Here is a 23,742-nt window from a genome sequence, read left to right as displayed (position 1 = left end):
AGGACGAATGGTTCGGGAGGTGTTTATAAATTATGAAGCGAATATAACAATCCGAATTTAATTATTAAATTTGGACGTAGTGGGTGTACAGGAATATGTATGTGTTGGGACAATTCAGAAATTGCCCTAAGTTATACCATTTCACTTTATGCCTGCAACAGCAAAAAATCTAACCCCAACATAGAACTATTCTTAAGTTAACCGTATTAGGTATTATAGCGATATATCACAGTTTAATTATTCAAAAGCTCTTGCACCCGACTTGCCAATTTTTGTCGATATAAATCCCAAGTTAATTGCTCAGCTTTCCGACGAGCTGCTCGTCCCATCTCTGCTAATTCTTGCGGGTGGCAGTAGCACCACTCTAGTTTTTCCTTAATAGCTTCTACATCACGAATTGGCACAATAAACCCTTCCACGCCATCTGTGACAATATCATAACCAGCCGTATTAGGTGTTGTAATAACGGGAATTCCACAAGCCATTGCCTCTAAAAGCACTAAACCAAATCCTTCAACTAAAGAAGGAAAAACTAGAACATTTGCCGAACTATAGTATTGACTCAATAAGGTATGAGGTACAGAGGAGACATACCGAAAACTATCGGTATATTGAGCTAACCAGCCAGCCGGAAACTCATTAATTCCTACTAATAATAATTCCGCTTCTCTAAGTCGCATTTTTTGCCAAGCTTGTAATAAGTAATGCACACCTTTACGCGGCCCTACCCGACCCACAAATAAAGCTCGAAAAAGTTTATCGCTTTTGGGTTGTGGATGAAAATAGTCAATGGGCGAACCGTAGGGAATGACACTAATTTTTTCCGGTTTCACGCCAATATCTAACAAAGATTTTTTTGTGATAGAAGATGCTACAAAAATATGGTCTGATAACTCGACTTCCTGCTGTTTGCGTTCGATTTTCCAAGCCGGTTCTTTAACTGCCTGTAATGCTGGTGCTAAATCCGGAAATCGTTCAGATTCTTCTACTTGAATATCGCGACTCATGCGATAAAAAATAATTGGTAAATCGTATAAACAGAGAACGCCTTGCTGTTTAGCTGTTTCAAAGGTGACAGCAGCTCCATCTTCATAGGCGTAAACTGCATGAATATTGCTAAGATGATGCTTAGCAACGTGACAATCTAATGAAGAATAGACCCAATTAATAGGCCCCTGATTTCCTAAACCTAATCGATGGCTTAAACTCGTTTTTACTAGCGCCAACCGCATCGCTTCTTGCCAGGGATGGGTTCGCATTGGTATACCAGTGGGGGTAATCCATGTCCGTCGCCCTAATTCATGAGCAACACGATTTCTAATTTGTTTGGGTAATAGACTTAAGTAGCGTGATATAGAACCTTTTGGGTTATAGGCAATGGTGGTGATTACTTCGTGGAGTAAGTCGGCTTCCCATAAAGCGATCGCAGCATTGCGAGAAAATGGACTACTGGTAGGGTGAATCAGGGAAATACGTGGATGAGACATCTTCTTGCAATAGTTGTTGTTCTCGATGCCAATTTTCTACTTGCTCTAATCGAGGTAAGAGAAAAATAAAACTACTGAGAAACCAGTAGTAAATTGAGAAAGTATGATTAAAAACCAGTTGACCATTAATCTGAATTACTTGAATGATAAAAGCTGCAAGTGCTAAGTGGCGCAAAAATGCTCGTTTCAATTTCCAAAATACCAGCCAAAGAGCGATAATAATACTAACTCTTAATCCATACCAAAGAAAAAAACCAACAGGCCCTAATTCCAATATTACTCTGCCCATTTCCGATTCATAATAAGTGGGAATAACTTCACCGGATGGCAAACCTAATGCTTTCTTGAGGGCTGGGGCTGCTTGGTGTGTTGCACCAGTGCCATATCCGTCAAGTTCTTTGTATTTAATAAACTCAAAAGGCTGTGTAAAACTGCCCACAATGCGGCCGGATACATCTTGGTTAGAAGTTGTACGCAGCCAAAAAGCATTGATTGCTGGACGAAACCAGATAGGAGCAACAATAGCAACAACAATCGCCAATGGTAACAACTGTCTAAGGAAGCGCACCGTACTTATAGGACGGGTAAATGCCAGGAAGAATAAATAACCAAACAAAAATAAAACTTCACCAATTATAAGACCGCGAGCGCCAGTCATAAATGAGTTAACGGTTAGCAAAAATATTTCTATAACAGATGCTAACTTCCACCATTTGTACTGGGATGATGCCAGTAAGGGTATTAGTAAACTGAAGCATACTAGCAGGTAGACTGAGTAGCCACTTATGTAGGAGAAAGTTCCTGTAACCCTGACAGAAGATGTCACCCCGAATGTGGCTGCTGATGTCACTTCACCGGGAGCATAAACATTAAGAGGACTGGAAGCAGGAGCGAAGAATTGGGCAATACCTAAGAGGCAAACTGGGACTAAAAATAAAAGATGCGATCGCAAAAACTTATATAGCTCTTCTTCTGACTGAAATAAGGTAGGAATTATCCACATTAAAGGAAGATAAAATAAATAGCCTCTCATTCCAAAAAATCCTACCATAGGCGACCCTAAACTAGGATTAAAAGCCTGAAACAAGCACCAGGCGGCAACTAAAAATATTATCATAGTGATCGGGTCATTTTTAATCGGCAATCTTCTCGCAGAAGCTGAGGAGCCATAGTAGGAAATATAAGCGCCTAAAAGAACAAAGTCTTTCAAAAAATAAATCATATCGCTAGCTTGGGGTAAAACCCATTTTCGCACTGCACCCTCAATAATTAAGAGCGCAAATAGAGCTTTAAGAGTGCGCCGCCAGTTGAGGGATGAAATATAAATTATGACTAAAATAGCTACCAGACCAATTAGCAGTTTCACTTTTTTGCTGCCTCAATAACCTGTAAATATGCCTTGGCAACTTCTGCTTTTTTATGGCGTAATAAATGTGATTCGGCGTTTCTCCTGCAAGTCGATAATTTATCAGGATTAGTCAACAAGTCGAATAGCGCTTTCGTCAGTGCTTTAACATCTCCATTAGGAAAAGTCACTCCACAAGAACCAATGGCATCTTTTAGTCCGCCTCCCTCTGAACCAACGATTGCACAACCACAAGCAATACCTTCTAGTGCAACTACGCCAAAAGGCTCATCCCACAGTGAAGGAATTACCATAATTTGATGTTCATTTAGTATCTGTACTAATTCTTCTCCGATTTTTGAACCCAGAAAAAAAACTTGTTCTGCCAGTGCTAAATCGTTAGTTTTTTGGCGCAGTTTTGGCTCCTCCACCCCAGAACCAATGATGGATAACTGAGGCATCATTCCCTGATGTTTCAATTCTGCCAATGCTTCAAGCAGCATCTCTACACCTTTGTCTGAAACTAGCCGTCCCAGAAATACAAATTCTGTGGTTTTAGCAATTTCAGGAATTACGCGGAATAAATTATCGCGGTATGGATTGGGGATAATTGTAGAAGGATGCTGCAAATGTTCAGCTATAGATTTGCTAATTGAAATTGATGTAGAAAATTTTACCAATACTTCTTTTAAATTCGCCTTCCAACCAGAAAAGTTACCACCAATATCATGTGGTAATTTAATCCAGGTCTGGTGCCTAATTATCCAGGGTTTTCGGCATATCAGAAGCGGCCAAGCATCTTTCAAAATAATACCATTGTGGAAATATACATCACACCATTTTACGAGTTGGAAAAGCTTGGCAGGGCTTGGTTGCCTAATCACATCAAATGGAAACTCTAAACCATCAGCATCAATATGACTACCTGGAGTTTGAGTAACAACTTTAATTGCGTGTCCAAACCGGGTAAATTCATGTGCCAAGACTTCTATATCTGTTTCACTGCCCCCAATGCTCGGATAAAATAGGCGAGATGACATGAGAATTTTTACCATAATGCTTATCACTTTGCCGAAATATTAGGTGATTAATATAGTTGATGCGTAGGCTGAGTTATGACATTGGTTTATGAGCGATCGCTAGTAAGTTATCGCTGTAACGAATACCCTTAAGCAGTCCTCCAGAAACTGTTTGCCATTGCAGCTTGGGAAAGTTGGGAATACCACCAACATTAGTAAAAACAAACTTTGGTGGAGAAAAGTTAGCTTCACTTAGAATGCGCTGAATGTCCTTGCGTAGAAGTGCGGTGATATGTGCCGGGTAACAAGTATCGCTGAAGGCGACAAAATGCCCTCGCAATAGAAGCGCTATCAAAGAACGCCAGCTTTCGTTATTAGGTGTGCTAAAAATAAGTGTTCCACCAGGACGGAGTAATTGAAACCATTCCCTTGCTACGGCTCTAGGATTTTCCAGATGCTCGATGACTTCAGCGGATACAATCACATCAAATGATTGATTGGGAAGATGAATTTTATCGTTTAGATCCCAAGTGATCCATCTAATAGAATTATCTATGTCAACTGGACACTGCATGATGTCAATGCCAGTGATGGAACTAAATCGATTTAATGTTTGAAGGCGCTTAGTTAGATTGCCTGTACCAGCACCAAAATCTAGAAGATCGCCTTTGAGATCGAGCTGCGCCAACACCTGCTCAAATGCTGTGTAGATTGGTTGACTACTCCTACCACCGCTGACATCTGAAGCAAATTGACGCTGGGCTTTGAGACTTTGATTAATGCTCAACAATTGTTTTCTCTAAGTGTGCCGCAAAAGTTTTTGCGTGTACCAACAAGTTATGGGTTTGATACCAAGTACGGGCATTGTCTGCGATCGCTTGCACCTCCACCCAATTTTTACAGTCTGTAGTCTCCTTATCCGGAACCCAGTAATGTTTTCCTGCTTGTATGCCATCAGTTGGCGCACTACATCGAGAACTGACGGGAAGTACGCCATGAGCGCAGTAAGTAGCAAAGATGGTAGATTTCGCCAGGAAGTTAGGGTGGTAGTTCAAGAAACCTGCCAGAGAATTTAACAGGATGCTGCTGATTTCTGTAGCGGGTAGCTGTCCCATCTCAACTATCGGTACGCCATTAACGGAAGATAAAGTTAGACCTGTTGATGGCCCAATATCGAAGATTTCTTTAATTTCTAGCAGCTGACAGGCTAGCTCTAGTTCTGCTAGAGATTCTCGATAAACCTGTAGCCTTTTAGCGCGTCCTCCAAACACCACTAGGCATCGGTTACGTTCTAGTAAAGGTGGCACCTGTTCTGGCTCCCCTATGTTGGAAAATACGGGGAGGGTGGAGATTTGGGTTTGTTGGCCTTGACTCAATTGATATAGTATTTCGGCATAGTGTTGTTTGCTGGTGAGACAGCGATCGCTAACTCTTGCCAGACGCGCCGCCAAATTTTTCTGTAGCGGCGATAACCAAAAGGAACTGTTCCAAATTGCACCAGAAGCATAAACTTCATGGAACATTGTTACTAAATACGTGTTATTTCCCGTACTCTTCCAACGTTCCAAGCCTTCAACTAACCAAGATGGACAGCCTCGTTTTGCATAGCCATAACCCACATAATGTAGCAAAACTGTGGCTGTATCGCTAGGCATTAAAGACAACAGCTCGCTAGCCGAATGCACCTTTATTTGGCTAACAGGAAATCTCTCAGTTTGTGGAGAAACGATGCTAGAGCGATCGCTTACAATAAAATGCGTTTTAGTTCCGTAATCTTTACGCAGTTGGAAAGCTAGATTCAAAGCATAATCACCCACTCCATCAATTGCTGGAGGCAGGCGGGGAACGATACAGATAATTGGTGATGAGGTGTGCATTCGCTAAAATTTTAAAAACCAGAATCGGTACTATTAGCTAGTAATATCAGAAGACCGTGATAGTAAACAAACCATGCCAGTGTGTATTTTTTTTCGCCAGGAAAAAGGTAGAGAGCGAGTAAAGCTTTCGCAAGCATCAACCCAGTTACGCGGCACAAGCTTGAGTACAGTCCCTAATTTTAGATGCCCATTGGTGAGAGTATTGGTAAAAAGTCGGGTTTCTACAACAGTTAACCCTGCTTTTTTAGCCAGCAATTCAACTTCATCGAGATGCAATAAAAAAATATGTCCATCTGCATTAGGCTGAAATTGTATTTCTTCAAACTGACTTGGATCGGGACAATCCGAATACTTAGGTAAACGGTTCTGAAAATATTCACCATTAGGCGTACTCATAACAATGTATCCGCCCACTTTAACCAATTGAGCAATTTTATATAAAAAATCATCAGGATGGGCAACGTGTTCGATAATTTCTGTAATTAAGATTACATCGAAACACCCTTCAAAACCAAGAGAAAAAATGTCTCCAGGTGCATAATGAATTACGCCGCGTTCCCACTTAAGCTTGACATAATCAACTAACTCTTCACGTAAGTCATTCCAAGTAACTTCATAGCCGAGTTCTGCTAAAGACAATGTAAAATTTCCCTGTCCGGCTGCTACATCCAATACTTTCGCCCCCGGTCGGGCAATTTTTTGAACTAATTCCAAAGTATGTTGGCGGCGATTTGCGTAAGCATAAGCATATCCGCGATAACTCATCTCGCCATAAATTTCCAGCAAATCATATGGATAGCTATATTTCCAACTCTCACGCCAACTATCTTGCGGTTGAACTTTTTTCATAAGCCTGTTGAATATCAAGTAGATTAACTTTAAAAAATAGCTAAAAAAATAACCGATGGTAACTAGCGCTATACTTTAGCTCATCAGGTCGGCTACCTATGGGCTTGGCAGGAACACCTGCAACAATTGTGAAAGGGGCAACATCTTTAGTGACTACTGCACCAGCTGCTACAGCTGAGCCTTTACCTAAAGTAACTCCAGGTAAAACTATCGCTCGCGTCCCAATGAAGACATAATCTTCAATATTTACTGGACGATGCCGGCCTTTAAAATTACTACTTTGTAAATCATGATCTGCTGTCAGAATACATACCTCGGCAGAAATCGAAACATTGCCACCAATAGTGATACCGCCACGGTTATCCAATCGACATTTTTGATTAATTACGCTACTTTTACCCATTTTAAAGTTGCTTCTTGTATCAAACCAAGCATCCATAAAGATAAGACTATCTGAACCAATTTCAAATCCCAGACAAAACCGGTAAAAAGACAACCGGATAAAATGGAAAGGAATATGAGCCACAAATCGATTAGTAAAATATAGAATACCCTCAAATAAAACTCTCTTTAGCGCCCTAATAGAAAGGGTGAATATTTTCATAAACCAACCTTAACTTGCATAGCCAGTTTATACAGTTGATTCAGTACATCCAGATGTTTCTGCATTGAAAATTGGGTAGGCACCATTTCCCTTCCTTCCTCTCCCAAATGTTTTGCTAAAGACCAGTCGAGAGCTAAACGTTCAATATTTTGTGCCAATCCAGAAATATCATTTGGTTTTACAAGTAGGGTATGTTGTTGTTGGGCGATATACTCAGGTATTCCTCCTACTCGACTGGCGATGATAGGTCTACCAGCTGCGGCAGCTTCTATACTGACTATTCCTGCTGGTTCGTGCCACACTGACGGAAAAATGAGCGCCCTTGCTGTCTGGAGTAATTTAAAGATTTCCGCTTCATTTGCCCATCCATGAAATGTGACTTTTTTAGTAAGTCCTAGACGCTCTGATAAAGCTTGTATTTCTGTTTTTTGATAGCCATCGCCAGCAATATCTAAGTGAACTGGGACGTTGACTTTTTGTATTGCTCGTAACAGCCAGTCGAGTCCTTTTTGTGGCACAATGCGTCCCATAAAAAGGAAATGCGGCACGTCTTCTTGAGGCGGGGGGAAGTATTCCGGAAGTTTGGGAGCAGGGTAATAAAGGACATGAATCAGGTTCTCGGCGTAACCTAAACGAACCATTTGATCTTTGAGAAACTGGCTGTTTGCGATCGCATGAATATCAGACAAAACGCGCATCTCGTCCCAGGTACTCTGAAAGTCAGCGTACAACTTATGTGGCCTAGCACTACCACAGCGATCCACGAGATGTCCCCAGAGACACCCAGTGAGGCTGTAGATGCGATCACAAGGCTGACTAGAGCGTTTTAGATACTTGCCACCACTGGGACAGTAAGGTTTATGTCCGTGAATGGTGCGGATGGTTGCAATACGCTCGTCTGGAAGTGTACTAATGTCAGTGTGCAGATGCAAAATATCCAGCCTTAGTGCCTTTGCCTGAGTAAATAAATCCCTGTCATCGCGCACAAATATTGGTAGTTCGGTTCCACTATTTGGCACACTGGTATTTGTCTGATTATCCAGAAAATAAACAGCGTCACCGGCTGCAATTTGGGCGGCACTTAGACGGCGGATATATGACGCAACTCCGCCTGGTTCCCAAATGCCGTACATATAATGTCCTATCCGCATAGTATTATTTTCTAACAAATGGATTTAGACTATACAAAAAAATCTTTGTTTATCAATGGAAATCTGTGGAGCTTGAAGTAAGCTTATAAAGACTTGCTGTACAGCTCTAAATGCTTCTTGACTACTGTTGACCAAGTTAAGGTTTTTATCCACTCGTAGCAGCGATTTTGATACTCTAAATATTCGGATGGGGATAAGCTAATAATTTGACGAAGAGCAGTAGCGATCGCTTCCCCTGAATTCTGTTTTACCACAAATCCCGTCCTACCATCATCAACAAATTCAGACATTGCGCCGGCATCGGTACAAATCGCAGGAGTGCCGCAAGCTTGAGATTCTAGCAACGTGAAACCCATTAATTCTGGAACAGGGGTATAGCCACCATAACAGTTAGTATGAACAGAAGGTAAAACGGTAGCGATCGCTGTACGATATTCATGCAGTAACCTCCTATCATCTGCATCGTGAACGAATTCTACAGGTAAACCAACTGCCAATTTTTTCAAGTCTTCGTAAAATTCTTCGTTATAGACTCTTCCAAGAATTGTTAACTTGTAATCTGGAAGATTTAAGAGGCGGAAAGCTTCAATTAAATAATTAATGCCTTTGTGGGGTAAAATCCGACCCACATACAAAATTTTTTTCTGTTTTTCTAAAGATATATCCGGATAAAATCGCTCTGTGTTCATGCCACCTTTAATTAAAACTCCTTTTTTTTGTAGTTCAGCAGGAAGAAAATTAAAGCCAAAGCGGGAGTATGCGATCGCATTACAATAGCCTCGAAACACAGGCATTTTATGATTAATTACAAAATCCCCACCCCCACCGTAATCAGTCACAAAAACCCGCTTTCCTAGCCAAGATGCTGTCAAACATCCCAAATCGGAAATAAGTGTATTTATATGGTGGATGTGAACTACGTCAGCATCCCAAATTGAAGCAAGATATCGAAAAGTTAGGGGATTGACCTTGTTATCATGAATAAAATAGTTAACCGGGTAAATCTCGATTTTGAGATTGTCTTGACAATAAGATTGCCGTTTTGAAGAAAAACTCACCAGCGTAGTATCTACAACCTCTGCCATAAAAGAAGCTAATTCTGTTGTATAGCGTTCACCACCACCAATGATTGATGAGTCATCGAAGTAAGTAGGGGTAATGTGAACAACTTTCATAAATTAAAATTAACTTCTTTGCTAGCTTCTAATTCAAAATAAAGATACCAAGCTGGAAAAATCCAAGCCCATCTTTGCTCATAAGTATGGGGAAATTTATTAGCTAACCGGCTGATAATGGATCTATTAAATCTACCTCCTTGAAATTGAATATGACGGTGCTTAATAGTATATTTCGCATCTGAGTAGTAGGACAACTTGTGTTCCTGACAAAAGTAATCAAACGAAAAGTAACTTAAATGCCATTTATGGGTTGGATCTACAAATGAATTAGCACAAGAAAAATGAGGCGTTGTTATTTTTAAAGTTCCATTTGGTTCCAATATTCGATAAAATTCCTCCAATGTTTTGGGTATATCTTGTAAATGCTCTATCACATCAAAGCACTCAATCTCCGAGAATCTGGAGTTATCAAATGGATAGGGTAATTCATCTAAATCCCAAACTATATCTGGTTCTACTTCAGAAGATTTATCCAGTCTTATTACATCAGGTTCTGAGGATTTACGACCACACCCAACTGATAATATATTCATTGCTTCATCCTGAAAAACCTTATACAGAGAAACTACGTGCAATCTTCTTCAAACCTCGATCTACCAGGTTATTTACCCATTTCATAACAAACCGATAGTGAGGGTAATTATACCTCTGTGCTACAAACTGACGCAGATGAGCGTGAATATTATCTACTCCATGAATTTGTGTCTCAGCAACATCAAAACTATCTTCCCAAAAAAGGTAAGAGATAGTTTCTGAGGGAGATAGTTTTTTAGCAAATGAAGGGGGAAATGATAGCTGAAAATCTCCGTTTATCATGTGGTACTTCATAGTAAATTGCACGCAATTATCAGTAATATCAACTAGCCATCTGTGATGTGACAGTCCAACTATTCTGCTACTTTCTATTCCTCGACAAGATTCCACTAATCTTGACGGAACTTCTATATACCCACGCTTCGACACTCTAATTAGTTCAGAGCAGACATATAGTGGATCTCTGATGTCTTCCAGAGTGTGGGAACAGATAGAAAAGTCGAAAAAGTTGTCTTTAAAGGGCCAAGACTCCTTATCACAAATATCTCTTTGAACCCAAGTATCTCGATTAAAATATTCTTTTTCTCCTCCCTGAGCTTTGCCCATTCCATTTCTTGCGTAAAAACCTCTGGTTTCATAAGGTTCAGCATCAATTACCCAGTTTGCCCGGTTAAATGGGCAAGCCCAACCACCTACATCAAGAACAAGGTCATTAGGTTTTATGCGTGATAAAACTTCTTCTACATTTCCTAACATTTTAATTACTCTTTTGCTACAACCGACCAACGCAATAAGTTAATATAAGTAATCGCACCACTACATATTAACCCTGGAATCACTGATACCATTGCCAGCAATAAAACTCCATAAGTGGTAGATAAATCTAGAAAGTAAGCCATAACAGCCTCAATCAAGATAATACACGGAATATTCAGCCAGTAATATTGTAACCATCCTTTTGAAGTATTAATTGACAACATAATTGCTGAAAGACCATTTAGAACATTTATAACAACTATTAACAGCAATTCTTGTTTTAAGTGAGCATATTTTTGCCCTAATATTAACAATAGTTCTTTAGGGAAAAAGTTAGCGATTGCTATTAAAGACGCCCCAAAAATACAAAAAATTACCAGAACCTGCCAGTAGCGATCGCGAAACTTAATAACTGACTGACAACGAGAGAAGCTTGGCAAAATAATACTTTGCATAACCGCATAAATTAAGGAAAATATAACCCCTAACCGTCCTAAAGCTCCTACTTCAGCAATACTTTTCGTATCCCCAAAAATGCTGATCAACCAGATAGTAAGCTGTCCGTGAATGCAGAAAAATAAGGCATTGGGTGCTTGACTTTTGACGATTTGTAAAATTTCTAATTTGTCTGTTTCATAAACGGGTGCTTTTATATCAATGCTATGAATAACCCAACGGCTCAAAAACAATTGCTGCAACCCCAAGGCAATTGATGCTGTCAAAATAGCTATGGCAGCATTCAAAAAAGTAAAGTAAGCAACAACTAAAATTGCTAGTCGAACAATAGCAGAAATAAAATCTAACCTTTGGACATAATTAAGCTGTGAATGTAATCGCGGAACTACACCTAATATAACAGTACTCAACTGGAAATTTAGCCCTGCCAGGACAGTAATAGTAATTAAAATTGCATATAAAAGCGATGTTCCGTTATTGAATAATAGCCACAGCAGAAGAGGCGTAACTAAAGTGATCGCAATTGTTGCCAGCTTGCGTCTCAACTGCATTGCAGTGTTGATCAATTGACCAAAACGGTACCGATCCTGCCAAACCTTTCCTCCAATTGCCAATAGACCACTGCTAATACCCATGTCAGCTAATAAATTCATTGTCCCTTGCATAGTATTAGCAATAGTGAAATAGGCATATTCCTGTTTATCCAGTGTGCGAACCAGAAAAATTCCACTAGCCATACCTATTGCTTGAATCACCAGTTGGATCGAGACAAACTTACTCAGAATCTGGAGCCGATTGATGAGAACGGGTGGTAAAAAAGGCAAAGGCATCTAAAGGTTATTTAATATTTTTGCACCTATTTGTGCTTGGAAATTATCAGACTATCTAACAATAAGCTTGAGTTATAGGTTGGATTTAGCGAAAGCAAAACTTAACCTATAACTATCCTAATTTTGTGTGAGACATTTGACACTAGCGAAAACATTACTAGAAGATGGACAGGTTTGATGACCGCCAACTCTGACAATAAAATCATCAAAATCTCTTTCTTGTTGAGCCTTTACTATGCCAGTATCGTCCCAACGGATGAGATTACCACCCTTAGCAAGACTGTCTATCCCACCATTAAACTCAGTTTGTTGCCTGGTGTTAGGATTTTCAGTATTTGTTGAGTAGATGATGCCTACAGGTTTGCCATTATAAAAAGATTCTAAGTAAAAGGCATATCTTGTATTTGCCTGAAACTTAAACTCAGCTAACGGTTGCGGAACTGCATCACCAGGAGTTCCTAAAAAATCATTTTGGTTGCTTACGCCTGTGTCGTCCTGAAAATCGGATGGACGGGAGATATCCTGTGGTTTATTCGAGGGCTTGGCTTCACTAATTAGAGGGGTTTTCTCACCTGTATCTAAATTAATAACGCCAAACGTTGACTGAAATGCTCCGTTTGATTCAACAAATTCAAATTCAATAATAGTGTCTAGTTCAAATTGAATGCCCTCATTACCAAAAGTTTCTAGGGCTTGGAGTGGGGTGGTAATGATGCTAAATAATCCTAGCGCGATCGCGCTGATTAAAGCCGGTGGAATCATCTGATTAAGTTTCATATTTTTTCCATTAATTACCAAATTTCCAAAGCTCCACTAGCCCTCAATCTTTCCGCTTCCAAACTGTCCAAACCGCTGATAAATCTCTTGGTTTCTTCTAACAAGCTATTTAGTCGCTGACACTCCGGGGTGTTACAATCTACTGGAGAAATCGCTGCTCCTCTGGCAAATCTTCGCGGCAACTTAGCAATTGCCTCCGCAGAAGCAACACAAGCACCATAGGCATCATCTAAATCTTTGGAAAGTCTTCTGGCAGTATTAATAATTTCAGGATCAAGCTTGCTACTTGAACCAAAGCGGGGCGCTGTATTATTCCATATGTTAGTTCCCGTATTATCTGATTGGTTGGGAGGATTGGCGTTAACAGGAAAAGACTGAAGAAGCAAACAAGTAAAAGGCAAAAGATAGAGAAGTATATTTAAATTTTTGATTTTTGAATGTTGCCCTTTAGTTATGCAAAAGTCCATAATATCACCACCTAAAACTTGAAAGAAAACCCAGTACCCAATACAAACCGCGTTCCATCTCCTGCGCCAGTAATGTCACGCAGTGCAGGGGTAATTACTAGAGGAATATTTTTGAATGGAACAATTGAAACTCCCACTCCCAAATCTTGTCCCGTCCATTCCGCAATCAAACTAACAGGACGAGCCACCCGCACTGCCACACTTCCAAAAACATTGATTCCACCTCTATCATCGTCAACAGCACTTTCGGTGCGGAATTGTCCGTTGCCCACACCAGCTGTTACAGCGACTCGACTAAAAGGCTGGTTGATATCGTCGCGGGTTCGGAAAATTTTAGTAACAACGCCATAGACTGAGTTCTCAAAGTCGTTGTCATCGCCAATATTTAAAAATCCATTCCAGCCAGCAGCAATAGATAAATCTTCTGCTAACCGACGATGCACTTTGGCGTTAAATCCGCCACTACCAAAATCTCGATTGCTGCCAAAACTAGCGATCGCATACGATAACTCTACACCCACCGACTTCCGAGCGTCGCCTAAGCCGACTCCAAAACCTAGCCCTCCATCACTTACATCGGCGAATCGTGTCCGGGATTGATAGGTGGCGCTGATAAAACCAGTGTTATTATCTGCACCAAAACCTGTAGGAGTAACGATGGTAAGCGACGGCGAACCTCGATAAACATCGCCAAACTCAGCAGTTTTTTCTACCTCTCCAAGCTGCGACTGCAATCTGCGAATTTCCTCTAGAGAGGGTACATTTATGGTTGGGTTATCTGGCAATTGTGCCAGCTGATTTGTTGAATCGGGTGAAATTTCTTCGCCTTTACTAACTGACCATTCTGGCGCTACTTGCGGAGTTACCTGCAACGCCGCAGCTCGTCGTAATGAGGCGCTGGGAGTCCATTTATCCGCTTCCTCATATCTGTTACCAGTACCGACCCCCCCTGTATTTTGCTTCCTCAGCTCAGCCTGGGAACGAGGACTGGGAGGTGCGTCCTCCCCAGTGTCGGGAGAAATAATTTTTTTAGAGCGTAAAGCCTCCACTTCCCTGTCAATTAAAGGAGATTCAGCTAAAGACTTTGTACCAGAGATGTTTGAGTCGTCAAGCTCTTCTGAAACCATAACAGTTTTTAGAAAGTCTTGACTTTTGACTCCTGACTCTAGCTGTTGTGCTAGTATTTCTGGCGCTGCAATCGAGCCAGACGGGTTTATTTCAACAGTCTTAACTGGAACAACAAAATTGTCGGTTTCTGGTTCCTTAATCGGCAGGTTGGAACTAGGATTGGCATTAGCTTCCTGGGCGAGTTCCCTAGCAGTCAAAGCCGCTAAGGTACAAATAGCAACAGTCGAGACGCGCATGAATGTAGCTGTGATGTGCTAGCTACTCATACTGATTTGAGTACGTCTATCAGGAAAATTTCTGTTTGGTCTGATAAATTTGCCAATTCTGCAAACTTTCAATACAAAATCTCGTTCTCAGATATATGTCTGAGAACAAGCAAATCCTTATGGCTGATAACTTTAAAGGTGCTACGCTTACAAAATCGCAGTTTTCAAACTTTGGCAAAACTGAGCGATCGCATCCAATCCTTCTGCTGGCGTTCCTTCTGCTAACCGTTTCACAAAGGCACTACCCACAATTACCGCATCTGCTCCCCAATCTTTCACCTGACGGGCGTGTTTTGGTTCGGAGATGCCAAATCCGACACCAATGGGTTTATCAGTTGCAGCCCGTAGATGCTTGAGTAAATCTTGCGCCCGGAAGTCCATTTCTGAGCGTATTCCTGTCACTCCAGTTACGCTGACTAAGTAAATAAATCCCTGAGACTGATGCGCGATCGCTTTTATTCTTTCCTCAGAACTGGTGGGAGCTACCAACAAAATTACTTCAATTCCCAGACTAGCAGCAGTTTCAAGCAGCACCTCCGATTCCTCCAAAGGCAAATCGGGAACCACCAAACCCTTTACCCCAGCACGACTTACCTGCTTTAAGTAAGTTTCAATTCCCCGGTTGAGAATTGGGTTGTAGTAGTTAAAAAGAATAATAGGCGATCGTATCTGGTGACTAACACCCGACACCATCTCCAGCACCTGGTCCAAACGAGTTCCCCGTTGCAAAGCTCTCGTAGCAGCTGCCTGAATCGTCGGCCCATCTGCCAACGGATCTGAGTAGGGAACACCCAGCTCAATCATATCCGCACCAGCGGCATCAAGGACTCGTAAAGCCGATTCCGTTGTCTCCAGATCCGGATCGCCAGCCGTGATAAACGGAATCAAAGCGCACTGGTGGCGATCGCGCAGAGACTCAAAACACTCTCGAATTGAAGTCATTTTTCAGTAGCCAATGTCAATAGTCATTAGTCATTAGACTTCTTGCAAAATTCCTTTTCACCCTCCCCGCTTTTCAAAGAGGGGAAAATTTCTTCCTCCCTCTCCGCTTGTCAAGGAGGGGTTCTAAATATTCTTGCAAGAGGTCTATTGCCTTTTCAGTTTCTTCTCTTGTTCAATTTCAGCTTGCAGTTTAGCCAATTCTTCCGGAGTCAACTCTTCCAGCCGCTTTTGTAACACTGCGTCCTCATAGTCCTTCAGCTGCTGGTTATAAGTCATGTTTTTCGTCCCGACTCGGAACAGGTAAGTCAGCAGCCAGCCGACTAACCCTCCCACCAACAGCAGCTGACTCCAAATACCCGCCTCCAGGCTATCTAGCCCCGCCAACTGCAAAACCAAATACGCTAACCCACCAGCAACAAAGATGCCGATGCCAATCCCAATGATGTCAATTCGTCGCATTTTAAAGATATTTGCTTTCAGCTTTACAGCCTTCGCTGAGTATCAAAAGCTCTTATGTTAGCTCTACACCAGGCGACGCTTCGGCCGAAAATTCAAAAATGGGCTGAGCAGCAACAAACCAGGGAAGAAAAAGAAAACCATAAAATACATGAACCCGCGCTCAAACGAGCTGGCAACATACCACCGCTTTTGCAGGTAGGCATATAGGGCGAAGGGAACAACTATCAGGTAGGTTCCACTCAGAACTAGATACAATATCGCAACCAACATATTTTTTCTTGCAGTAGAAGAACCAGACAGTAGCAGTACCAGCGTCCGTGTGGGGACACCACAAACAGCCGCTTATATGCCCGACTAACTGTAAATATTTTACCCTTTGTTGGAAGCCGCTTAACCACCTTGCCAAAAAGATAGTTGCATTTATTAGCCAGTTAGAGTGTAAGATATAAAATCGTACTAAATAAGAGATTACATCTCTCAACACGGGGGCATGGCGGAATGGCAGACGCTACGGACTTAGAAAACTGAGCCTTGATGAAGAAATTTGTCAAGTGACCGCTCTCAAATTCAGGGAAACCTAAATCTGGCAACAGATATGGCAATCCTGAGCCAAGCCAAATAATTTTAGATTGAAGAATTGGGGATACATCCAAAACCAATCGAAAATCCAAAATCATTTCGGAAGGTGCAGAGACTCGACGGGAGCTACCCTAACGTTAAGCCGAGGGTAAAGAGAGAGTCCAATTCTCAAAGCCTATTGGCAGTAGCGAAAGCTGCGAGAGAATGAAAATCCGTTGACCCGAAAAGGTCGTGAGGGTTCAAGTCCCTCTGCCCCCATTTCCAAATTTTTAAACTGCAACTTAAGGGTTTAGCAGATATTCTGGTAGGCGCTTAATGACACGCTTGAAGGGTGCAGTGTCATTAAGACCCCGCGCCAGCACGAGAGATCCCTGGATCTGCAAAATGGCATCTTCGGCTTTTTGCCGTGCTGCGTCTGAATTAAATCCCGCCTCAATCAAAACCTGCGCCAAGGTATCGATCCAAAGGTTAAGGGCGCATCCGATCTGGGTATGAAAAAGGTTATGGGATTCCCCAATTGCCAGTACCGCTAAAAGACAGCTTTGTTGACCGCAATTGTAAAACTCATCCACCTTTATACTCATCAGGCGAATTCGCTCTCTCGGTTCGCCGCTGCCGCGCAGGGGTGCGAGGATACTTTGTTCTAAACAATGGTTAAGCGAATTGAGAACAGCAGCCGCCATTTCTTCTTTTCCTTTGGGGAAATGGTGATAAAGGCTGGCTTTGCCTAAACCAGTAGCTTTTGAAAGTCGCGTTAGCGTCGCTCCCTCATAGCCGTACTGCTGAAAAACTTTTACTATTCGGGCGATCGCTTCCTCTTTTTCCATCTACAACACTCTGATTGTCTTCTTGACATTATACCGAACGCTCGGTACAGTTTTTATAACCGAGCGTTCGGTACAAAGACACGTCTAGGAGCAGTTAATGATCCAGTTGTACTATCACGAATTATCCGGGAATTGTCATAAAGCACGGCTGATGCTGTCGCTGCTTGGTTTGGAGCATGACCTTGTACCTGTCGATCTGATGAGCGGAGAGCAAAAATCTCCACAGTTTCTCAAGCTCAACCCACTGGGGCAAGTACCAGTCCTGACGGATGGCGATGTGGTGATTCGGGATGCTCAGGCAATTCTGGTTTATCTAGCGCGGCGCTACGGGGATGAAGGTTGGCTACCAGAGTCTGCTGAATTGATCAGTAAAATTGTGCAGTGGTTGTCTATGGCGGCGAATGAGATTCAACAAGGTCTAGCTAGAGCCAGATTACATTTCCTGTTCAACGTGCAAACAGACCTGGGTCTAGCTCAGAAAAAAGCACATCAGGTACTTCAGATTTTAGACGAACACTTAGCACAGCGTCCTTGGCTGGAATGCGATCGCCCAACTATTGCAGATGTCGCCTGCTACCCTTATGTCGGCTTAGCAGGGGATGGCAAAGTTTCTCTCGAAGCTTATCCCCATGCGCGAGCTTGGATTAACCGGATTAAGCAACTACCAGGTTACATTGGAATGCCCGGTTTGTAAGACAAGCAAGCAATGACATCTATATATCATTCCGGAGAACTGGCGATTCAACAACGTGCGGGTGTCCAAGAAGCAGCTAAAGCTTTGAGTCACATTATTAGCCAGATTGTTAAGCCAGCAGCTGTTGACTTTCTGCGTACTCAACGACTAGCGATCGCCAGCACCGTCGATACAAGCGATCGCGTCTGGGCATCCCTATTGACTGGTGAACCTGGATTCGTGCAGGTAGTGACAGGAACGGTGCGGATCGAAGCAGCACCAGTTAATAGCGATCTGCTCAACGAAAACTTGCGGGTGAGAGATGAAATTGGTATCCTGGCGATCGATCTGGCAACTCGCAGGCGCTTAAGGTTAAACGGTAAAGCTCAAGTTCAGCCTGATGGCAGCATTTATGTACATCCTAAGCAGGTGTATTTCAACTGTCCCCAGTACATCCAAAGACGCCACTTAGAGAGCGATTTCGCTCAACCATACAGTCTGCCTAGTATTCAAGACAGACAGACTCTCAGCGAAGAACAGCAGCAAAAGATTGCCCAGGCAGACACCTTCTTCATTGCCAGCTTCCACCCGGACGCTGGTGCTGACGCATCTCATCGTGGCGGAAACCCAGGTTTTGTCAAGGTGTTGAGTGCCAACAAGCTTGTGTTTCCTGATTATTCCGGTAATAATATGTTCCAAACTCTGGGTAATATTTCGCTGAATCCCAATACTGGCTTATTGTTCGTTGACTTTGAACGTGGCAGCACCTTACAACTAACCGGAAAAGCTAAGGTAGTATGGGACGCTGATCGCCTAGCAGAATTTACTGGTGCCTTGCGTGTAGTGGAATTTGAAATCGATCGGGTAATAGCGATCGCTGGTGCTACCCCTCTGCGCTGGCGGTTTGGACAATACTCCCCCTTTAATCCCAGATGAACCAGAGAGTAGAAAACATTGCATCATTCATCAGCGAGTGAAACTTTCCTTTCACTTTCTCTCTATCGCGGACATCGGTAGTTGAGAGCAGTGTCACTCAACCCTTATACGGATGAGAATAAGACTTACTAATTTGTTCCAATATTTTGATGCTTTGAAGAACTGAGAAGTCCTCAAAGTACCACTTTAGTTGCACCTAAAAAGAGCTGAGGGCATTCCCTGCAACATTGGCATCATCCACGTAGAGTTCCCGGATCGCCAAAGGCAACTAAATACAATCTGAAAAATTTAATTTTTCCAGATTTTATAACTTATTTAGTAGCTTCTCCTTAGATTGACTCGTGTCTTTTCCCTCGTAGAAACTCTGATCTATAAAAGTATCTTTATCTTTAGATTGACCCTCTGTTTTGGGGGATGATTGCTTACCCGCAACCGTGTTTTGCCTGGACTTTGACTCTGTTGCTCCCATGCGAATCTGAATTTGAGGGCCAGAACTGGCTAAGCGAATAATCATCCCGTCCACCACTGGTGCTTGGGTGATACGTTTTCCTTCTAAATAAGTGCCGTTGGCACCTAAACTAACAACTTCCCATTCATCACCATGACGGCGTAGCTCGACATGGTGACGAGAAACAACGGCGCTATAGAGGATGACATTATTCTCAGTTGAGCGTCCGATCCGAATAACTGATTCGGAGGCAAAAGTCCAGTTTTGGACTGGGATAGATTGGAGAGGATGCAGCAGTGTCAGGGTAATCACCGATGTCACATAATTTTAAATATTTCCGCCTCTAGGCTTGGGAATTGTAACAGTCTGAACAGATGTAACATCTTTCAATCAATAAATTGAGATTTATCTCTCAACTACTGGAGTCAGACTGCGAATTGGTACGACGTGAGTAGATGGAATAGACAAGCTTTTGACATCGTTCCACCAGTTTTTTGTGTCCTTAGTCTAGGATACCCACGGGCGTTACAATCGCATCGTACCATGACGGTGTTGAGTCCGTGTAACCTCTGAATTGATTCAGTAAGATTACCGCTCTCATACTTTTTAGCTTTAGGGGTGGAATTTACACAAACCTGATAGCGATGCTTATTTATTTCCTCAAGCCTATCACTTAAAAAAAGTGTCTGCAATTGCCATGACCCCTCACCCCAAAGGCTTGCACAGCGTAAACTTTGGCACTTTTATGAGCGATTTGAAGACAGCCTTAAGAAACTTGGAACAAGAATGTCACCTTATCACCTTTGCCTAAGCTAATGCGATCTCCTGTTCTCAGACGGTGCCGATTACCACTAGGCAGGGGATTATGGTTAACATATGTGCCATTAGAACTGCCAACGTCTTCAATGTAGTAGGCATCACCCTCTACACGGATATCGGCATGAATCCGCGAAACAATCTCTGAATTCGGAAAACCCGAAACATCAATATCAGGCGGAATCTGGTCATTTGGCTTGCCTATGTGAATTACCGACAATTGCGAGGGCAATTCTATCATCGTATCCGTTTGGGTGTGCAGCAGGCGGGCGCTCTGCTGCTGTAGTTGAGTTTTAGAGCTACCAGGCATTGCCGCCCCACTTGCCCCTGTGCTGCGAGAAGAAGGCTCCGATGAGGATTCAGCGCTGCTCCCTGAGGTTGGGGGTTCATTGACCACAGTAGCTTGTACTGGTACTGGATCTGGTATGTCTGGACTGGGGATAGATGGTGGAGAACTAACCTCTAAGGGATCGGGTGCTACCAACGGATCGGGGTTCATTAAGTCCGGTATGCTGGGCAGCGGCCCAGGTGCTGCTGATGCCTCTACCTCTAAAGGGTTACTAGGTTTGAGGTTAGTGCCACACTGACCGCAGAAGGTGGCATCGGTTTGAACAGGTGCGCCACAGTTGGGACACGCTGTAGTAGCGGGTAAGGGAGTGTAGCAAGCCTCACACGCTTGCGCTCCATCAGGATTTTGGTGATTACAATTGGGGCAGACAATCATAAAATCTCCTTGCGGACGGTATCCCTCCTGATTAGTGGAGTGGGAGGTCAGATTCAAATATATTCCGAATTGCCAGGGATTTTAACTTTTTAGCTCAAGACCAGCAGCTTCGTCCAAAAGCCACCAAAGTTCCCCTTGGGGCTGGATTAATCGGCTGGGATATTCCATGTCATCAGCAGTAGAGGCAAAAACTTGAGCTAAGGCGGGGCGTTTACTAGCACCAGCAACAACAAATACCACACAACGGGCATGATTAATCAGTGGCGCTGTAAAGGTGATGCGGGGCTGAGTGTCTTTGTCACCCACTGTTATCAGTTTTTCGCGTACTTGTAATGCTTCTGTGTGGGGAAACAAAGAAGCTGTATGTCCATCATCTCCCATCCCCAACAAAATCAGATCGAATGCCGGAAACTCTCCTGGTTGAACTTGAAAAAATTCCCGGAGGTGTTGAGAGTGTTTCTCGGCTGCTACTGCTGGGTCGGCTTCGTCGGTGGGTATGGGGTGGATATTGGCAGCTGGGATATTAACTTTGTCAAGCCAAGCGCTACGCGCCATGCGTTGATTGCTATCGGGATGATCTGGCGGTACGTAGCGTTCATCACCCCAAAATATGTGAATTTTGTCCCAAGGAAGATTTTGCGAAGCGATCGCTTCATACAGAGGCTTGGGAGTGCTACCACCGGATAAAGCTATAGTACAAAGCGATCGCTCATTTATCGCCTTGTGAATTTGTTCTAGACATATTTCCAGAGATCGCTCTATCAGCGCCGTCCGCTCCGGTAAAACTTCAACAATTTTATTCATTTGGATGTTTATATTGGGTCACACCATACCGAAAATATTACTGTTTCTTGTCTAACTGCACCCATCGATACCTATATCATCATTGAGAGCTTGGAATTAGGAGCGATACTAGCCGTTACATCAAAAAATCCTTATTCTGGTTGATTGACATAAATAACTTTTACAGCAGGGAGAATATCTGAAATGGGAAGAATTTTTATTTCAGCAGGTCACGGTGCTGGAGAGCCGGGCGCGAGAGTTGCTGGCACTACAGAAGCCCAGGAGATGATTTTACTGCGCGACCTAATTTTACAAGAATTGCGATCGCGCAATTTTGAAGTTCTTTCTGTCCCCGACGACCAGACAATGGAGCAGACAATTTCTTGGATAAACGCCCGCGCTCGTAGCGGTGATGTAGCGCTCGAAATTCATGCCGATGCCATGTCCAACCCAACGACTAGAGGCGCTAGCGTCTACTACATTGCCAACAACGACGAGCGCAAGAAAAATGCTGAACTGCTACTTCTGGCACTACTGCGCCGCGTTCCCCAATTGCCTAGTCGGGGAGTTAAACCAGACACAGCCACAGGCGTAGGTCGTTTAGAATTTTGCCGTAACATCACTATTCCCTCCCTGCTGATGGAAGTTGGGTTTCTCACCAACCCAGACGACCGCTTTTTAATTCAAAATCGTCGCCGCGACCTAGCACTAGGAATAGCAGACGGACTTGCCTCATGGAGCCGAGGTGATGGTGGCACCGTTCCTGGCACTGATCCTACCTATGCTCCCATAAATATCAACATTAACAACCAGTTGTACGGGGAAAAAGGCATCCTGATCAATAGCAACGCCTACATCCCAATTGACTTGGTAGACAGGCTCTCAATTGACTTGACAAATAACACCTCAGTCCGTCGCGTACCATATCGGGGTGTCGTCTATGTTAAAGCCGTCGAACTGCGGAGCTTTAATATTTCTGTGAGCTGGGATAGCGCCACCCGTACCCTGTTTTTGCGGTCGATTTTACCAATTTGTCCCGGTCAGTTTGACCGAATTATGGGACATGGTAATACATCTGAGGTGCAGCTGATTATGTTCCTCAAAGCTAACAATGAGAACGCCCTCGCCCTGTTTCCTGACTTACCTAAACTCTACCGGGAAGAAGCAACCATCGAAGGCGTAAACTATGACATTGCCTTCTCGCAAATGTGTGTAGAAACAGGCTTTTTGCGCTTCGGTAGCGATATCAGACCTAGCCAAAACAACTTTGCAGGTTTGGGAGCTGTCGGCGGTGCTTCCGAAAGCGCATCGTTTCCCAGCGCCAGAATTGGTGTCAGAGCGCACATCCAACATTTAAAAGCTTATGCTAGTCTGGAGCCTTTGGTACAAGAACAGGTAGACCCCCGCTTTCGCTTTGTCACACGAGGGATTGCGCCTCTGATCCAGCAGCTAAGCGGACGTTGGGCGGCAGATCCACAGTACGGCGCTAGAATTGAGGCAACTCTCAGACGGCTTTATGAGTCAGCAGGCTTACTGTAAGATTTTGGATTAGCAATAAATCCAAAATCGTCAACCTATTTTGAAAAAGCGAATAATTTCCCGAACGTGGTCGAGAAATTGGCTTTCTGCACCATTGCTTTACCCAACATTTTAGGTTAGAGGTGCTACTACAAGGTGTAGTTACAAAATTCCTAATCGTGTAAGGGTTAAGGGGTGCTTGCGGGAATTTAAGCCCTGTAGAGACGTTCTATCTTAACGCCTCTACCACGATTATCGCTTTGGCTTTCTTCCTTTAACCGAACAGTATTGCGGCTATTCTTTCCACCCCCTT

The 23,742-nt window shown here is 43.1% G+C and carries 25 protein-coding genes; 3 read left to right on the top strand and 22 right to left on the bottom strand.

Features of this window, described 5'->3' with window-relative positions; all coding sequences use genetic code 11:
• Nucleotides 1-233: 233 nt before the first annotated feature.
• The 19 genes from H6F66_RS25440 to H6F66_RS25350 all read right to left on the bottom strand — a co-directional run bounded on the left by H6F66_RS25440 (nt 234) and on the right by H6F66_RS25350 (nt 17,531).
• On the bottom strand, nt 234-1,487 hold the full coding sequence (locus H6F66_RS25440) for a glycosyltransferase family 4 protein (protein ID WP_190427477.1): 1,254 nt from the start codon (nt 1,485-1,487) through the stop codon (nt 234-236).
• Nucleotides 1,447-2,853, bottom strand: coding sequence for a hypothetical protein (locus H6F66_RS25435; RefSeq protein ID WP_190427474.1), 1,407 nt, complete (start codon nt 2,851-2,853; stop codon nt 1,447-1,449). The genes H6F66_RS25440 and H6F66_RS25435 overlap by 41 nt, the downstream gene beginning before the upstream one ends.
• A complete protein-coding gene (locus H6F66_RS25430; protein ID WP_242019297.1) occupies nt 2,850-3,872 on the bottom strand; it encodes a glycosyltransferase family 4 protein in 1,023 nt (340 codons plus the stop codon). The genes H6F66_RS25435 and H6F66_RS25430 overlap by 4 nt, the downstream gene beginning before the upstream one ends.
• A gap of 73 nt (nt 3,873-3,945) precedes the next feature.
• Nucleotides 3,946-4,641, bottom strand: coding sequence for a methyltransferase domain-containing protein (locus tag H6F66_RS25425; RefSeq protein ID WP_190427468.1), 696 nt, complete (start codon nt 4,639-4,641; stop codon nt 3,946-3,948).
• Nucleotides 4,628-5,728 (bottom strand): glycosyltransferase family 1 protein, encoded by a 1,101-nt coding sequence (locus tag H6F66_RS25420; protein ID WP_190427466.1) that lies wholly within the window; start codon nt 5,726-5,728, stop codon nt 4,628-4,630. Before H6F66_RS25420 ends, H6F66_RS25425 begins: the two co-directional genes overlap by 14 nt.
• A 33-nt stretch (nt 5,729-5,761) precedes the next feature.
• On the bottom strand, nt 5,762-6,577 hold the full coding sequence (locus H6F66_RS25415; RefSeq protein ID WP_190427464.1) for a methyltransferase domain-containing protein: 816 nt from the start codon (nt 6,575-6,577) through the stop codon (nt 5,762-5,764).
• A 40-nt stretch (nt 6,578-6,617) separates the two neighbouring features.
• Nucleotides 6,618-7,181 carry an acyltransferase gene (locus H6F66_RS25410; protein ID WP_190427461.1) on the bottom strand — a complete coding sequence of 188 codons (564 nt, stop codon included), beginning with the start codon at nt 7,179-7,181 and terminating at the stop codon, nt 6,618-6,620.
• Complete coding sequence (locus H6F66_RS25405; RefSeq protein ID WP_190427458.1) at nt 7,178-8,332, bottom strand: glycosyltransferase family 4 protein; 1,155 nt, start codon at nt 8,330-8,332, stop codon at nt 7,178-7,180. Before H6F66_RS25405 ends, H6F66_RS25410 begins: the two co-directional genes overlap by 4 nt.
• Nucleotides 8,333-8,415: 83 nt before the next feature.
• Complete coding sequence (locus H6F66_RS25400) at nt 8,416-9,507, bottom strand: glycosyltransferase family 4 protein (protein WP_190427457.1); 1,092 nt, start codon at nt 9,505-9,507, stop codon at nt 8,416-8,418.
• Nucleotides 9,504-10,043, bottom strand: a complete 540-nt coding sequence (locus H6F66_RS25395; RefSeq protein ID WP_190427455.1) for a methyltransferase domain-containing protein — start codon at nt 10,041-10,043, stop codon at nt 9,504-9,506. The genes H6F66_RS25400 and H6F66_RS25395 overlap by 4 nt, the downstream gene beginning before the upstream one ends.
• Before the next feature lie 19 nt (nt 10,044-10,062).
• Nucleotides 10,063-10,800, bottom strand: coding sequence for a methyltransferase domain-containing protein (locus tag H6F66_RS25390; protein WP_190427452.1), 738 nt, complete (start codon nt 10,798-10,800; stop codon nt 10,063-10,065).
• Between the two features lie 5 nt (nt 10,801-10,805).
• A complete protein-coding gene (locus H6F66_RS25385; protein WP_199295419.1) occupies nt 10,806-12,011 on the bottom strand; it encodes a hypothetical protein in 1,206 nt (401 codons plus the stop codon).
• A gap of 192 nt (nt 12,012-12,203) precedes the next feature.
• Nucleotides 12,204-12,863: a DUF4114 domain-containing protein gene (locus H6F66_RS25380; RefSeq protein ID WP_190427446.1), complete on the bottom strand. Its 660-nt coding sequence runs from the start codon at nt 12,861-12,863 to the stop codon at nt 12,204-12,206.
• Nucleotides 12,864-12,877: 14 nt separating this feature from the next.
• Nucleotides 12,878-13,249: a hypothetical protein gene (locus H6F66_RS25375; RefSeq protein WP_206755807.1), complete on the bottom strand. Its 372-nt coding sequence runs from the start codon at nt 13,247-13,249 to the stop codon at nt 12,878-12,880.
• A gap of 92 nt (nt 13,250-13,341) precedes the next feature.
• Nucleotides 13,342-14,694, bottom strand: a complete 1,353-nt coding sequence (locus H6F66_RS25370) for a hypothetical protein (protein WP_190427440.1) — start codon at nt 14,692-14,694, stop codon at nt 13,342-13,344.
• Between the two features lie 177 nt (nt 14,695-14,871).
• Nucleotides 14,872-15,666 (bottom strand): tryptophan synthase subunit alpha, encoded by a 795-nt coding sequence (trpA, locus tag H6F66_RS25365; protein ID WP_190427437.1) that lies wholly within the window; start codon nt 15,664-15,666, stop codon nt 14,872-14,874.
• Nucleotides 15,667-15,810: 144 nt separating this feature from the next.
• Nucleotides 15,811-16,125 carry a DUF3007 family protein gene (locus H6F66_RS25360; RefSeq protein WP_190427434.1) on the bottom strand — a complete coding sequence of 105 codons (315 nt, stop codon included), beginning with the start codon at nt 16,123-16,125 and terminating at the stop codon, nt 15,811-15,813.
• 63 nt (nt 16,126-16,188) lie between these two features.
• Nucleotides 16,189-16,425, bottom strand: a complete 237-nt coding sequence (gene ndhL / locus H6F66_RS25355; protein ID WP_277873954.1) for an NAD(P)H-quinone oxidoreductase subunit L — start codon at nt 16,423-16,425, stop codon at nt 16,189-16,191.
• A 560-nt stretch (nt 16,426-16,985) separates the two neighbouring features.
• Nucleotides 16,986-17,531 (bottom strand): TetR/AcrR family transcriptional regulator, encoded by a 546-nt coding sequence (locus H6F66_RS25350; protein WP_190427417.1) that lies wholly within the window; start codon nt 17,529-17,531, stop codon nt 16,986-16,988.
• Between the two features lie 97 nt (nt 17,532-17,628).
• Between H6F66_RS25350 and H6F66_RS25345 the strand changes: the two genes are divergently transcribed.
• Together H6F66_RS25345 and H6F66_RS25340 are read left to right on the top strand one after the other, a co-directional pair.
• Nucleotides 17,629-18,225, top strand: a complete 597-nt coding sequence (locus H6F66_RS25345; protein ID WP_190427416.1) for a glutathione S-transferase — start codon at nt 17,629-17,631, stop codon at nt 18,223-18,225.
• A gap of 12 nt (nt 18,226-18,237) precedes the next feature.
• Entirely contained in the window at nt 18,238-19,140 is a 903-nt protein-coding gene (locus H6F66_RS25340) for a pyridoxamine 5'-phosphate oxidase family protein (protein ID WP_190427414.1), read from the top strand.
• Nucleotides 19,141-19,444: 304 nt separating this feature from the next.
• Here H6F66_RS25340 and H6F66_RS25335 read toward each other — a convergent pair whose 3' ends face one another.
• The 3 genes from H6F66_RS25335 to pgl form a co-directional block, all read right to left on the bottom strand.
• Complete coding sequence (locus H6F66_RS25335) at nt 19,445-19,900, bottom strand: FHA domain-containing protein (protein WP_190427548.1); 456 nt, start codon at nt 19,898-19,900, stop codon at nt 19,445-19,447.
• 454 nt (nt 19,901-20,354) lie between these two features.
• Nucleotides 20,355-21,128 carry an FHA domain-containing protein gene (locus H6F66_RS25330; RefSeq protein WP_190427545.1) on the bottom strand — a complete coding sequence of 258 codons (774 nt, stop codon included), beginning with the start codon at nt 21,126-21,128 and terminating at the stop codon, nt 20,355-20,357.
• 81 nt (nt 21,129-21,209) lie between these two features.
• A complete protein-coding gene (gene pgl, locus H6F66_RS25325; RefSeq protein WP_190427413.1) occupies nt 21,210-21,932 on the bottom strand; it encodes a 6-phosphogluconolactonase in 723 nt (240 codons plus the stop codon).
• A 183-nt stretch (nt 21,933-22,115) separates the two neighbouring features.
• Between pgl and H6F66_RS25320 the strand changes: the two genes are divergently transcribed.
• Nucleotides 22,116-23,450, top strand: a complete 1,335-nt coding sequence (locus H6F66_RS25320; protein ID WP_190427411.1) for an N-acetylmuramoyl-L-alanine amidase — start codon at nt 22,116-22,118, stop codon at nt 23,448-23,450.
• Nucleotides 23,451-23,742: the final 292 nt, after the last annotated feature.

Origin of the sequence: Trichocoleus sp. FACHB-6 (genome assembly GCF_014695815.1) — a bacterium.
Lineage (GTDB): Bacteria > Cyanobacteriota > Cyanobacteriia > Cyanobacteriales > FACHB-T130 > Funiculus > Funiculus sociatus.
Note: the sequence above shows the minus strand (reverse complement) of the source record. Positions and strands in the feature narration are given on the sequence as shown.